This window comes from Vibrio pomeroyi (genome assembly GCA_041879425.1).
Lineage (GTDB): Bacteria > Pseudomonadota > Gammaproteobacteria > Enterobacterales > Vibrionaceae > Vibrio > Vibrio pomeroyi_A.
In genome coordinates, this window is sequence record CP090855.1 from 1,614,955 (window position 1) to 1,627,841 (window position 12,887).

Annotated in this window: 13 protein-coding genes; 11 read left to right on the plus strand and 2 right to left on the minus strand. The window is 47.4% G+C overall.

Annotated features, from left to right (window positions below; genetic code table 11):
• The first annotated feature begins 63 nt into the window (after positions 1-63).
• From phnH to L0992_23105, 9 genes are all read left to right on the plus strand, one after another.
• Positions 64-684, plus strand: coding sequence for a phosphonate C-P lyase system protein PhnH (gene phnH, locus L0992_23065; protein ID XGB69264.1), 621 nt, complete (start codon positions 64-66; stop codon positions 682-684).
• Positions 669-1,790, plus strand: a complete 1,122-nt coding sequence (locus L0992_23070; GenBank protein ID XGB69265.1) for a carbon-phosphorus lyase complex subunit PhnI — start codon at positions 669-671, stop codon at positions 1,788-1,790. Before phnH ends, L0992_23070 begins: the two co-directional genes overlap by 16 nt.
• 128 nt (positions 1,791-1,918) lie before the next feature.
• Positions 1,919-2,725, plus strand: coding sequence for an alpha-D-ribose 1-methylphosphonate 5-phosphate C-P-lyase PhnJ (locus L0992_23075; GenBank protein XGB70414.1), 807 nt, complete (start codon positions 1,919-1,921; stop codon positions 2,723-2,725).
• Positions 2,722-3,549, plus strand: a complete 828-nt coding sequence (gene phnK / locus L0992_23080; GenBank protein XGB69266.1) for a phosphonate C-P lyase system protein PhnK — start codon at positions 2,722-2,724, stop codon at positions 3,547-3,549. The genes L0992_23075 and phnK overlap by 4 nt, the downstream gene beginning before the upstream one ends.
• 10 nt (positions 3,550-3,559) lie before the next feature.
• Positions 3,560-4,285, plus strand: coding sequence for a phosphonate C-P lyase system protein PhnL (gene phnL / locus L0992_23085; GenBank protein ID XGB69267.1), 726 nt, complete (start codon positions 3,560-3,562; stop codon positions 4,283-4,285).
• 15 nt (positions 4,286-4,300) lie between these two features.
• On the plus strand, positions 4,301-5,434 hold the full coding sequence (gene phnM, locus L0992_23090; protein XGB69268.1) for an alpha-D-ribose 1-methylphosphonate 5-triphosphate diphosphatase: 1,134 nt from the start codon (positions 4,301-4,303) through the stop codon (positions 5,432-5,434).
• A gap of 3 nt (positions 5,435-5,437) precedes the next feature.
• A complete protein-coding gene (gene phnN, locus L0992_23095; GenBank protein XGB69269.1) occupies positions 5,438-6,085 on the plus strand; it encodes a ribose 1,5-bisphosphokinase in 648 nt (215 codons plus the stop codon).
• Entirely contained in the window at positions 6,082-6,849 is a 768-nt protein-coding gene (gene phnP / locus L0992_23100; protein XGB69270.1) for a phosphonate metabolism protein PhnP, read from the plus strand. Before phnN ends, phnP begins: the two co-directional genes overlap by 4 nt.
• Positions 6,846-7,487: an acetyltransferase gene (locus L0992_23105; GenBank protein ID XGB69271.1), complete on the plus strand. Its 642-nt coding sequence runs from the start codon at positions 6,846-6,848 to the stop codon at positions 7,485-7,487. The genes phnP and L0992_23105 overlap by 4 nt, the downstream gene beginning before the upstream one ends.
• Before the next feature lie 72 nt (positions 7,488-7,559).
• Here L0992_23105 and L0992_23110 read toward each other — a convergent pair whose 3' ends face one another.
• On the minus strand, positions 7,560-8,894 hold the full coding sequence (locus L0992_23110; GenBank protein ID XGB69272.1) for an MATE family efflux transporter: 1,335 nt from the start codon (positions 8,892-8,894) through the stop codon (positions 7,560-7,562).
• 320 nt (positions 8,895-9,214) lie between these two features.
• Here L0992_23110 and L0992_23115 point away from each other — a divergent pair, with 320 nt between their 5' ends.
• Complete coding sequence (locus L0992_23115; GenBank protein XGB69273.1) at positions 9,215-10,330, plus strand: hypothetical protein; 1,116 nt, start codon at positions 9,215-9,217, stop codon at positions 10,328-10,330.
• 23 nt (positions 10,331-10,353) lie between these two features.
• Here L0992_23115 and L0992_23120 read toward each other — a convergent pair whose 3' ends face one another.
• Positions 10,354-11,322, minus strand: coding sequence for an AraC family transcriptional regulator (locus tag L0992_23120; GenBank protein ID XGB70415.1), 969 nt, complete (start codon positions 11,320-11,322; stop codon positions 10,354-10,356).
• A gap of 120 nt (positions 11,323-11,442) precedes the next feature.
• Between L0992_23120 and L0992_23125 the strand changes: the two genes are divergently transcribed.
• Positions 11,443-12,828 carry a beta-lactamase family protein gene (locus tag L0992_23125; GenBank protein ID XGB69274.1) on the plus strand — a complete coding sequence of 462 codons (1,386 nt, stop codon included), beginning with the start codon at positions 11,443-11,445 and terminating at the stop codon, positions 12,826-12,828.
• The last annotated feature ends 59 nt before the right edge of the window (positions 12,829-12,887 follow it).

Below are 12,887 nucleotides of genomic sequence, written 5' to 3' on the forward strand. Positions count from 1 at the left end.
GTAAAAAACACACATGTCATTCAAGAATAAGATTAACGAATTAAACAGGTTAGAACGAATTCAATGAGTATGATTTCTCCTGCATTTCAAGATGCAGTTCATGACAGCCAGCAGTGCTTTCGATTACTGCTGAAGGCAATGTCTGAACCCGGCACCGTAGTAACGCTGAACCGTTGCGAAGGCTTTGGTTCGATGATGAGTGCAACTGCTCAAACACTGCTTTCAATGGCGGACAACGCGACACCAATTTGGCTATCTGAGACATTAAAAGCCGATCACGCAGTAACTGAAAACATCAAGTTTCATGTTGGCGCACCGATTGTAGAGCAGCCTCAACAAGCCGGTTTTGCGGTGATATCAGCACAAGATTTACTGGCTATTGATTGGTCTGAACTGACATTCAATCTTGGCAACGAAGAGTATCCAGACACCTCAACAACGGTTGTGATTGAAGTGGATAACTTTACCTCGGGTACTGAGCTGTCACTAAGTGGTCCTGGAATCCAAAGTGAACAAGTCGTTTCATTCAACGGATTACCAGAGGGCTTTGTTTCTTACCTTCAAGAGCGTCAATCACTGGTGAAGTTTCCATTAGGTGTCGACTTTATCTTTGTAGCGGACCAGCAAGTGTTGTGTCTGCCTCGTACAACTAAAGTGGAGGCGACATCATGTACGTTGCTGTAAAGGGTGGAGAAAAGGCCATTAGTCTGGCGCACCAACTGCAAGCGAAGAAGCGTCGCGGTAATCCTGAGTTACCAGAATTAAGCGTTGAGCAGATTCAAGAGCAGCTGTCGGGTTCGGTCGACCGAGTTATGACCGAAGGTGGAATTTACGACAAACAACTTGCGGCATTGGCAATCAAACAAGCGGCGGGTGATTTAGTCGAAGCGATTTTCTTGTTACGCGCTTATCGCACTACGTTACCTCGCTTGATCACGGCGCAACCTGTCGACACCAGTGCAATGCGAATCGAGCGTCGTATTTCGGCAACTTACAAAGATTTACCAGGCGGTCAGATCTTAGGTCCAACTTACGATTACACGCATCGCTTGTTGGATTTCAGCTTGCTTGCTGAAGGTGAAATTCCGCAGATCTCTACTCAAGATGTGACTGACTCTGAACCTTGCCCACAGGTATTAGGTATTCTTGAAAACCTCGACATGATGTTGACGGAGGAAGATGATCAGCAGGCTCCTGAAGACATCACTATGAATCCAGTGAACTACCCATGCGACCGCAGTGCACGCCTACAAAACTTGGTGCGTGGCGATGAAGGTTTCTTACTGGCACTGAGTTACTCGACCCAGCGTGGTTATGGTCGTAATCATCCATTCGCGGGCGAGATTCGTACCGGTTTCTCAACGTTATCGATTGAACCGGAAGAGCTAGGTTTTAGCATCGACATTGGTGAAATTGAGCTGACCGAGTGTCAGATGGTCAACGGCTTTGTTGGTAACAAACAACAAAAAGCCAAGCTGACTCGCGGCTACGGCTTAACGTTTGGTGCAACTGAACGTAAAGCAATGTCGATGGCGTTGGTCGATCGTTCTTTGCAAGCCGTAGAATACGATGAACCTGTCGATGGTCCAGCTCAAGATGAAGAGTTTGTGCTTTCTCACTCTGACAATGTTGAAGCTGCGGGTTTTGTATCTCACCTAAAACTTCCTCACTACGTCGATTTCCAAGCGGAACTGGAACTGCTTAGAAAAATGCATAAAGAGCACGATGAATTGATGGCCCAACAAGGTGATGACAAACAAGGTAATGAAGTACAAGGAGGTCAGTCATGAACACAGCAACACTTAATGCACCTATAGGTAACGCTTCAACGGTATTTAATTCTGAGGAGGACGCATCTCACTGCTCAGTAGGTGCAACGGGTTATAACTATGGCTACCTTGACGAGCAAACCAAACGAATGATTCGCCGTGCCTTGCTTAAAGCGGTGTCTATTCCGGGTTACCAAGTACCGTTTGGTGGTCGTGAAATGCCAATGCCTTACGGATGGGGGACCGGTGGTGTCCAGATCACCGCTGCAATTATCGGCCAGCCAGACACGCTAAAAGTGATCGACCAAGGTGCCGACGACACTACTAATGCTGTATCGATTCGAGAGTTCTTCAAATCCATCGCCAGTGCAAATACGACTGAGAAAACCACGGAAGCGAGCATCATCCAGACTCGACACCGTATCCCAGAAGTCGATCTTCAAGAAGATCAAATCTTAGTGTATCAAGTACCAATCCCAGAGCCACTTCGCTTTATTGAGCCACGTGAAACTGAAACTCGCAAAATGCATGCGCTGCAAGAGTACGGAATCATGCACGTCAAATTGTATGAAGACATTGCTCGTTTTGGTCATATCTCAACGGCTTATGCTTACCCAGTGCGAGTCAATGATCGTTACATCATGGATCCATCACCAATCCCTAAGTTCGATAACCCGAAAATGGACAACATGTCCGCACTGCAACTGTTTGGCGCGGGTCGTGAAAAGCGCATCTACGCTGTTCCTCCTTACACCAAGGTTCAGAGTTTAGATTTTGAAGACCACCCATTTGAGATTCAGAAATGGGACGAGCCGTGTGCGATTTGTGGCTCAACGGATACCTTCCTTGATGAGGTTGTTATGGATGACCAAGGCTCACATATGTTTGTTTGCTCTGATACGGATTACTGCCGTGAGCAACAAGGGTCTAGTCATAAACAGGAGAACAACGCATGAATGCGGTAACGAACATGAAACATGAATGGAATCAGTCAGATCAACCTCTGTTATCTGTCTCTAACCTCACGAAGTTGTATGCGCCAGGTAAAGGCTTTCAGAATGTGTCGTTCGACCTCTACCCGGGTGAAGTGTTGGGTATTGTCGGTGAGTCCGGCTCTGGCAAAAGCACTTTATTGAAGTCGCTTTCTGGTCGTCAAACACCGGACAGCGGTGAAGTGATTTACTTGCGTGGTGGCGCAGATAAGCAAATCTCACAATTGGAAGACTTGTACCAAATGGCGGAAAGCCAGCGCCGTCACTTGCTTCGTACCGAGTGGGGCGTGGTGCATCAACATCCAATGGATGGCTTGCGTGGCCGAGTATCGGCGGGCGGCAATATTGGTGAGCGCCTGATGGCAGTGGGTGAACGTAACTATGGCGAAATTCGTGAGAAATCAGCGAAATGGCTCGGTGATGTCGAGATCCCAACGGATCGAATGGACGACATGCCGACGACTTTCTCTGGTGGCATGCAACAAAGGTTACAGATCGCACGCAATTTGGTGACTCACCCGAAGTTGATCTTCATGGATGAGCCAACAGGCGGTTTGGATGTGTCAGTGCAAGCTAAGTTACTCGATCTTCTTCGTCGCTTAGTTACGGAGCTTGAGTTAGCTGTGGTGATCGTAACCCACGATCTGGCAGTGGCTCGCTTGCTTGCACATCGACTCATGGTGATGCGCCGCAGTGAAGTGGTAGAAAGCGGACTTACCGATCAAGTGCTTGATGATCCTCAACACCCATACACACAACTGCTTGTTTCTTCTGTATTGCAGAATTAAGGACGATGACATGAATACCAAACTAACTGTAAACAACGTCAGCAAAACCTTTGTGCTGCACAACCAAAATGGCGTTGAATTGCCTGTACTCACTGGTGCGAACTTTTCTGTAAATAGCGGTGAGTGTGTGGTTCTGCATGGTCACTCTGGTTCAGGTAAATCAACGCTGTTGCGTGCGCTTTATGCCAACTACCTGGTGGACTCAGGATCGATCAATGTTGTGCACCAAGGCAACACGCTAGACCTTGCCAAAGCAACACCAAGAGAAATCATCAACGTACGTAAACACACTATAGGTTGGGTCAGCCAGTTCCTGCGTGTGATCCCACGTATCAGTGCGTTGGAAGTGGTGATGCAACCTATGTTGGAAATGGGAGGTTGCGCGCAAGAAGCAGAACAGAGAGCTAAGTTACTGCTGACTCGCTTAAACGTGCCAGAGCATTTATGGCACTTAGCACCTGCAACTTTTTCTGGTGGAGAACAGCAACGTGTGAACATCGCGCGCGGCTTTATTGTTGATTACCCAATCCTACTGCTTGATGAACCAACAGCTTCGCTCGATGCGACCAACAGTGCGGTAGTCGTGAGTTTGATTGAAGAAGCCAAAGCGGGCGGCGCTGCAATCATCGGTATCTTCCATGATGAAGCGACACGAGACTTGGTCGCTGATCGTCTATACGACGTGAAGCTACAACAAGACATTTCACCAAAACAACTCACTACAGCGTGTGCGTAAAGGGAGCTGACGCAAATGATTATTACCAACGTAAATCTGGTGCTTGAAAATGAAGTGGTACGTGGCTCGGTTGAATTGCGAGACGGCGTGATTGCCAATATGTCTGACTCTACTAGCCAACTGCCAGGTGCCTTTGATGGTGAGAATGGGTTTCTGATGCCGGGCTTGATTGAGCTGCATACCGATAACCTAGAGAAGTACTTCACGCCAAGACCAAAGGTGAACTGGCCACCGCTTTCTGCAATGAGCGCGCATGATACGCAACTGATTGGTTCAGGCATCACTACCGTGCTTGATGCGGTTGCTTTAGGAGATTACCGAGATGGTAATCGCCAAGAAAACCTCGACCAGTTTATTAATACCGTGGCTGAGAGCCAGAAGCGTGGCTTAACCCGAGCTGAGCACCGTATTCACTTGCGTTGCGAAGTACCGCACTCAACCACGGTAGGCTTGTTCGAGCGTTACGTGAATATGCCAGAAGTGCAGTTGGTGTCTTTGATGGATCATGCTCCAGGTCAGCGTCAATTTGTAAACCTAGATAAGTACCGCACTTACTATCAAGGCAAGTACAACATGACGGATGCTGAAATGGCGGAGTACGAAAAAGATCAAGTGGCTCAGTCTGAACGTTGGTCGAAACAGAACCGTGTTGAGATCACTCGTCAGTGCCGTGATTTGAATATCCCAACCGCAAGTCATGATGATGCGACGAGCGCACATGTCACCGAATCTAAAGAGTTGGGTATGGTCATCGCAGAGTTTCCAACCACAGTTGAAGCGGCGAAACGTTCTCACGAATTAGGCTTGAAGGTAATGATGGGGGCGCCGAACGTGATTCGTGGTGGTTCACACTCAGGCAATGTCGCGGCGCATGAATTGGCATCTTTGGGCGTATTGGATATCTTGTCTTCGGATTATTACCCTGTGAGCTTGCTCGATGCGGTGTTTACGCTGGTTAACGATGAACGTAACAACCTCGATGTGGCGCAAGCGGTGCAACTGGCGACGTTGAATCCAGCACAAGCACTTGGTTTACACGACCGTGGTGTGATTGCAGAAGGCAAACGTGCTGACTTAGTGCTCGCGCATCGTGTTGATGACCATCAGCTGGTGTCTCGTGTGTGGCGCGAAGGCAAGAAGGTATTCTAATCCATGTCTAACGGTTACTCATTTGATGTGAATGGGGTGGTGAGCGCTGCCCCTAAAGCTGACAAACTGGGTCAGCTTTATTACGTAATTGGTCCTTCTGGTGCTGGCAAAGATTCGATTATCTCAGCGCTGCGTGAGCAGTTTGTTAAAGACTTAGTGGTAGCTCATCGCTATATCACGCGTGCAGCCGATGCTGGTGGCGAAAATCATGTAGAGCTCAGTGATGATGAGTTCTTTATTCGCTATTCGCGCAATATGTTTGCGATGAGTTGGCAGGCACATGGCATGAGCTACGGCATCGGGCAAGAAGTTCACCAATGGATGGATGCGGGCTTGAGTGTTGTGGTTAATGGCTCGCGCGCGTATTTAGATGCAGCCAGAGACTTGTTTGGCGATCGGTTAGTGCCCGTCGTAGTGAGTGTTAAGCCTGAGGTGTTAGAAGCGCGCTTACGAGCCCGCGGTCGTGAAAGTGAAGCTGAGATTGCCCTTCGCTTACAGCGTGCGGCGGACTATTGTGTGGATTCAGAATCTACTCTAAATAACACGCTGTGTATTGATAACAGTGGCACGCTTGAACAGAGCATTGTGCAGTTTGCGCGATTAAAAGAACAAGCTGAAAGGCTAGCAGAACCAGCAGGAGGTGTCGCATGAAGCTGACCATGTTAGGCACGGCCAACAGCGCGATGGTGCCAGTTTACGGGTGTGATTGTTCGGTGTGTGTTTTTGCCCTTGAAAACCCAAGCTTAAGACGAGAAAAGTCATCAGCGTTCCTTCAACATAATGACAAGTTTCTGCTGTTGGATGCGAATGCGCCTGATCTTATGCGCCGATTTCGCGCAGGATCGATTGACCAGATCTTATTGACTCATTACCACATGGATCATGTTCAGAGTTTGTTTGATCTCAGGTGGGGGGCTGGCGATAAGATCTCGGTGATTTCTCCTGATGATCCGCTTGGCTGTGATGATCTCTATAAGCATCCGGGTATCTTGGACTTTTCACTGCGTGCTCAAGCGTTTAAATCGTTTGATTGGCAGGGAATAACCGTAACGCCATTGCCACTCAATCACTCTAAACTTTGTCTTGGTTATTGCTTTGAACTGAATGGAAAACGATTAGCGTACTTAACCGACACGGTGGGGCTGCCAAAGCAAACTGAGCGTTGGATGAAAGAGTTTCCAGTAGATTGGTTAATCACTGATTGTAACTACCCGCCAATTGAAGACCCTCAAGTTCGATCGAACTCAAACCATAACGACTTTCACCACATATTAGATATTGATGAAACCTGTCGTCCGAAGAACCTTGGTTTGATTCATGTCAGCCACCACATGCTTGGCTGGGCTGCACAACATCCCCACGCCTTTTCACAACGTTTACGTATTCTCAATGATGGCGAGGAGATAACCTTATGAGCCAACCTCTTTCCTCTACCTTAAACAGCGAACCTAGCGTTGCTGAGAGCAGTAAGTTACACAATGTTGAACTCGGTCGTTGGACTGAAATCGCCGACCGCTGTGTGTTAAATAACGTATTGGTTGGTGATTACAGTTATATTCAAAACGACTGTAATCTGATGTTTACCGAAATTGGTAAATTCACATCCATTGCGGCGGCGGTTCGTTTAAATCCGAGCAATCACCCGTGGTGGCGTCCAACGCTACATCACTTCACTTATCGCCCAGGAAAGTATCAGCTAGGTGCAGATCCTTCATCATTGGATGATGAGGTGTTCTCATGGCGCGAAGAAGACAAAGTACAGGTTGGACATGATGTGTGGATAGGTCACGGCGTGATTGTGCTGCCGGGTATTACGATTGGCAATGGTTCGATCGTTGGCGCTGGCAGCGTGGTGACGAAAGACGTGCCTCCATATTCAATTGTGGTTGGCAACCCTGCCAAGGTGCTGCGCCCTCGCTTTGATGACCCTAGTTATGGTGAGAGACTGGAAAGCCTTGAGTGGTGGCATTGGGATGATGAAAAGCTTGCAGAGGCATTACCATTGTTCCAAAAAGATTGCGGTGAGTTCTTGAGTCACTTTGAGCAAGCTTAAACTCGATATCCTTTCATTCTGAAAACTAAAAAAGCAGCCTAAGTGGCTGCTTTTTGTGTTCTTTACAACTTACTAGCGGGCTAGCTTAGCCTCGACTTGTCCTAGAGCGCGTCGGTACATAAACCATGCACAGGTTCCGGCAAGCATATTACCGACCATAGCACCCCAGAACAGGCCCTCAATTCCTGCTAGCTGAGAGCCAACCCACAAGCAAGGCAAGAAGAAAGCGAACAGGCGAAGTGCAGAGATCGTTAATGCGGTGTAAGACTTGCCTAGCGCGTTAGAGATCGACACCATCAACATACAGATACCCAAAGGCCCTAAGCTGATTGGCACGATCAGTAGGTGATAGTTCAGAATCGTTGATACTTCGTTGTCACTGGTCATGAGGTTCGCCAACCCGCCAGAGAATAACCAAGTCACCAGTGCGATGACCAATTGGAAACCTAACACGAAAGTAACGGCAATCTTTACAAGACTACGTATGTTGCCAAGGTTCTTTTCACCCAACATGCGGCCAATCATAGGTGGCATCGACATGGTCAGTGCTAACACAGCCACAATGGAGAAGAATTCAAAACGAGAGCCCAATGCCCAAGCAGCAACGGCTGCGGTGCCATAGCCTGCTAGCAGTTTAGTCGCCAACATAGAAGAGACTGGCGGCAGCAGTTGGCTGATCATCGCAGGGCCCATGATGTTACCGATAGAACGAACACTCTTGCCAATATCAAGGTCGTTCCAATCGAACGTCATCCAATGCTTCTTGGTCACTTTGGGAGCTACGATAAAGATGCCTGCACCGAACGCTAAGATAGTCGCAAGCGCGGCACCATTGATGCCCATGTCGAGCGTAAAGATGAAAATCGGGTCTAATATCAAGTTGAGGATACTGGTCGCGATCATCATTGAACCGGGTAGCATGGTATTACCGTTGGCACGACACACGCTGTAAAAGAAGTAGAGCAGAGCACCTGTCCAAGAGCTGACTAACCAATAGATCCAGTAAGAATCAATGATCGGTAATACCGTCGGCGGCGCATCGAGCAGTTGTAAAATGGGTCCACGAAGCAGATAGATGATGACCGAGAAAAGCGCGACACTCACGCTGCCCATCACAATCACTAGCCCACCCAACTGTTTAGCGTAACGTGTTTCATTGGCGCCAATGGCTCTCGCGATGACAGCCGTGGTTGCAATGCCTAACCCGACCTGAATACCAATGATGATCATCTGTATTGGAAGCGTGAAACCTTGAACAGCAAGCGGTAGAACGCCGAGCTGACCAATGAAGGCACTGTCTACAAGTTGGAAGCTCATCAGGGAAAGTACCCCAAACAGCATTGGCCATGTCATGGTATAGAGTTGTCGGCCAAGGGAAGGCGAGGGAGTTGCAGTAGTCGAATTCATATCTGTCTTATTGGTCTTGAAGATAGGCTCACTGTGGGGAAAGCCTGTCTGAGAAGAATTGCGTAAAGGATAACGTAAGGTCAGCTCGATACCAATAATTGTTACCGGATCTCGGCATATTCCTTAACTCAGAGTTCGGTGGAGTTAGAACACTCTGTGCTGTGACTTTATGGAACCACCTCTCAAACCTTATTTATTTTATAGGGTTATCGTTGTTGCTTAATGTAATTATCAAATCCATAAACTAATATCGTTGTAGAGAAAAGAATTGCGAGTCAGCAAGCACAAATTTAACTGCATATTGGAGAGGGAACCTAAATATGCCGACGACAGAAGAAATTCAGATCAGCCAAGAGCAAGTTAGGAAGAACAAAGCGAAGGTACTCGCTAAGATAAACCAGCAAGGCATCATGTCGCAGGGCTTTCGTTTAGTTAACGTTAAAGACTATCAACAGAAGCTACAGGCACTGAAGCAGAAGGTAGAAAATTTCGATTACCTGAATGACGCCAATAAAAAGCAAGATCAGGTGATTCTCGACATCATGACTCAGAAAGAGAAGATCCATAACTATCTAGATGAAACATCGAGTCAGAAGCTAGCGAATGGGAGTCTCGATTTCGGTTCTCGAAATCAGGTCGCTAATGCCACACTCAAGAAGAAACAGCTCTTCATGATGTTTATGGAAACGGTCGAAGCGCAAGAGGCGCTCAGAGAGTTTGCTGTAAAAGTGGCTTCGGTGTGTAACGGTACACTCAAACAACCACCCGGTGCTTATTTAGGTGTAAAAGATTTCCACGGTGCGCTAGATAAGATCACCAATCGTAAGCGTCATTACGACATTGGTGATCTTAAAGATGCAGCCCGTATGACCATCGTATTCGAAACGATGGAAGATATGATCATTGCCAAAGCGATGATCATTCTGACCAAAGAGTTTGTTGAGTTGAAACATCACCAATCAGCGATGAAAGATCGCTACGGTACCAGCCAAGGTGACAATGCTAAATTCAACTGTGGTGCAACTGATGCTGGCTACAAAGACATTAAGTTCTTCTTAAAGATGGCCAATGGGCACATTGGTGAGCTGCAACTCAATACCAAGAACATGATGGTGGCGAAGAAGAACGGCCACATCATCTATGACATCCTTCGAGATGGAGGCAATCTTGATAAAGCATTTACCATTACCAACAGTGAAGTGCTCGCCAAGATAAGCCGTAACATGAGTGAAAAGTGGTTCACCTTTATGAATACTCGCGTGCCAAAAGCGAGAGACGATTTGCAGGCAGTTCAACAGCTCGTTGACCGCCTAAGAGCGAATCTAGGAAGAGGGCAGAACTCACTTCAAGTCAGTATGGAAGAGATAACCATACTGTCTCGCGTCAGCCTCTATATCTACGAACAGGGAGATAACGCGAGAGCTCTGTTAGAGTGATGAAGCGATATTTAGATCTGCGATTAAGTCCGGTTATTTGACCGGACTTTTTTATTTCGACTCCGATAACTTGGCGCTGTCATGCCAGTCCAGCCATTAAAGGCGCGGTTAAAGTTACTCAAATCACTGTAACCCAACTGCCAGCTTATCTCTTGTACAGAGAGATCGGTTTCATCGAGTAACTGTTTTGCTTTGCTCTCTCGAACCTGTTCTTTGGCCCGCTTAAACAAGATGTTCTTACTCTTCAGGTTGCGTTGCAGTGTCCGCTTGGTCATGCCGAGCATGGTCGCAAACCACTCGATGTTGAACCACGGCAAAGTCGCATACGTGTTAATCAAGGCTTGGACGGCTTGATGCCAATCTTGGTTAGTGTCTTGCTCAGAGATAGCACGATATCCATCCGGCAAGGGAATGGTGATCGCGCCATATTGTTGCTCAAACTGTATATCCGAATTAAAGAAGTGCTTGGGTAACTTGCGCTCACGATTGTTTGTCGAGATGAGCTTCGCGTGTGATGGCTGCCAAGCGCTCTCTATGAATTTACGACACAAGCTAATTACAGTTAGCGTGCGAAACCATTCAGATTGTTCAAAACCCGCGGTAGAAGGGTGATAGCAACTGCGATGACATAGCCACCACATCCCATCTTGTTTCTCTGTCCATATGGTGACGTGATTGCTCAGGGTAGAGATCTCAGTAATCAAACAACGTATTGCTTGCTCAAGTGACGTGCATTGGTCGATTTTTTGGCTTAACTCTGGCGACAGTTGCTCTAGAGAGGCTTTGCGCCCAACTTCAATCCCAATGGAATAACCAAACTTACGCTCTAAGCCATGAATAAAGCGAATCAGATCTTGAGTCGGTAGCCACTGGTTGGAGTGTGTTAGCTCAATTGGCAGTCCACATTCGATGGCAACCGAGCGCCAGTCAAGAGAGCGTTTTTCGCAGTATTGAATATAGGGCGCGATGTTACTGGTAGAGCTCAGCAGTATGTTGGTGGTGTTCGATGATGCTTCATAGTTCTTTGAATACGCCTTTAAATGTCACCAAATGACCTAATTAAGTGTAGCGCAACTCCATATACTTCTTCCAACCCAAACGAGGAGAAGAATATGAAACTTAAGCCCCTTGCCCTAATTATCTCGTCACTCACGATTTCATCGCTTGCTGTGTCATCACTTGCCTTTGCAGACATGGCTTTTGCAGAGAACCCAGTTGAAGCAGCACTGAAAGTTGAAGGCGCAGCGGTGACCCTTACGGTGAAAGATGCTCAACAATCTTTTACCCCTGCTTTTGTTGCTTCAGCACGAGAAAACTTCAATAACTTCCATTGGCAAATGGGTGGTGACCATAGTGTTTACTACAACTTGCACATGAGTGAGTTCATGCCAACGGCGTTTGCTGCACCGAGCGAGAATTACAAGCCACTGGTTAAAAATATTGATCCACGCCTTGCCAAGCTGAAGGTTGAAACAGACACCAAAGGTGAGCTGACAATGGCTGATTACCTTGCTGATGAACAGTTCAGAACTCAAGGTTTCATGCTAATTCACAAAGGTGAGATTGTTTACGAAGCGTATCCGGGTATGAGCCCGACAGACAGTCACGTTTGGGCTTCAACGGCTAAAACTACGGTTGGTACGGTTGTCGCGATGCTGGTGGAAGAGGGCAAAGTCGCTCCAGAGAAGAGCATCACTCACTATGTTCCAGAACTGAAAGGGACCAACTGGGAAGCGATCACCGTACATCAGGTGCTCAATATGTCTACCGCGCTTGATAACGAAGAGAAGCTTGAATCGATCCTAAACCCTGATTCCGATGTGGTGCGTTTCTTTGCCGCTTCATTCAACTCGCCAAGAGCCAAAACAGGCGAAATGGAAACATGGATGAATGTGGCTAAAGGCGCTCAGAAGATCGAAGGCGAAAAAGCGGGTGATCATTTCCGTTATGCGTCTATCAACACCATGGTACTGACCAAAATGGTGGAGAACATCGAAAACAAAACATGGACTCAAGTGTTCGAAGATCGTGTTTGGTCGAAAGTACATGCTCGCCAATCGATGGAATTTAACCTAACACCTGATGGCATGGCGATCGCCGTTGGTTTGGTTTCGACAACAGTCGAAGACATGGCACGCTGGGGCACTCTGTTTACGCCAAGCTGGAAAGCGGTAGCGGATGAGCCAGTTATCTCACAAGCGGTGATTGATCGTATTCGCAACAGCGGCGATCCAAAAGCCTTTGTAGGGACCAGCAAAGAGAGCAGCTCATTGCATGCTTACAACGAAAAAGCCGATTACAACGCTTACCAATTCGACTTCATCTTTAATGACGGTGCAATGTCGAAAAGTGGCAACCTTGGTCAGTTCATTTACATCGATCCAGAGCGTGATTTTGTTGGCGTGATGTTCTCAAACAACCCGTACCACTCTGGTTTTGGTGAGAACAAAGGCCCTGCGTTGATGCGCTCTGCTGCAAAACTACTTGCTGATAAATAACAACTCATTTGAGACAGAAGGACTTTCTAGCTTCAAGGAAGAAGCAAACGACTTTCGAG

Bases quoted from the DNA above. Each gene is read 5' to 3' on its own strand.
- phnH (XGB69264.1), top strand. From the start codon at position 64: ATGAGTATGATTTCTCCTGCATTTCAAGATGCAGTTCATGACAGCCAG.
- L0992_23070 (XGB69265.1), top strand. From the start codon at position 669: ATGTACGTTGCTGTAAAGGGTGGAGAAAAGGCCATTAGTCTGGCGCAC.
- L0992_23075 (XGB70414.1), top strand. From the start codon at position 1,919: ATGATTCGCCGTGCCTTGCTTAAAGCGGTGTCTATTCCGGGTTACCAA.
- phnK (XGB69266.1), top strand. From the start codon at position 2,722: ATGAATGCGGTAACGAACATGAAACATGAATGGAATCAGTCAGATCAA.
- phnL (XGB69267.1), top strand. From the start codon at position 3,560: ATGAATACCAAACTAACTGTAAACAACGTCAGCAAAACCTTTGTGCTG.
- phnM (XGB69268.1), top strand. From the start codon at position 4,301: ATGATTATTACCAACGTAAATCTGGTGCTTGAAAATGAAGTGGTACGT.
- phnN (XGB69269.1), top strand. From the start codon at position 5,438: ATGTCTAACGGTTACTCATTTGATGTGAATGGGGTGGTGAGCGCTGCC.
- phnP (XGB69270.1), top strand. From the start codon at position 6,082: ATGAAGCTGACCATGTTAGGCACGGCCAACAGCGCGATGGTGCCAGTT.
- L0992_23105 (XGB69271.1), top strand. From the start codon at position 6,846: ATGAGCCAACCTCTTTCCTCTACCTTAAACAGCGAACCTAGCGTTGCT.
- L0992_23110 (XGB69272.1), bottom strand. From the start codon at position 8,894: ATGAATTCGACTACTGCAACTCCCTCGCCTTCCCTTGGCCGACAACTC.
- L0992_23115 (XGB69273.1), top strand. From the start codon at position 9,215: ATGCCGACGACAGAAGAAATTCAGATCAGCCAAGAGCAAGTTAGGAAG.
- L0992_23125 (XGB69274.1), top strand. From the start codon at position 11,443: ATGAAACTTAAGCCCCTTGCCCTAATTATCTCGTCACTCACGATTTCA.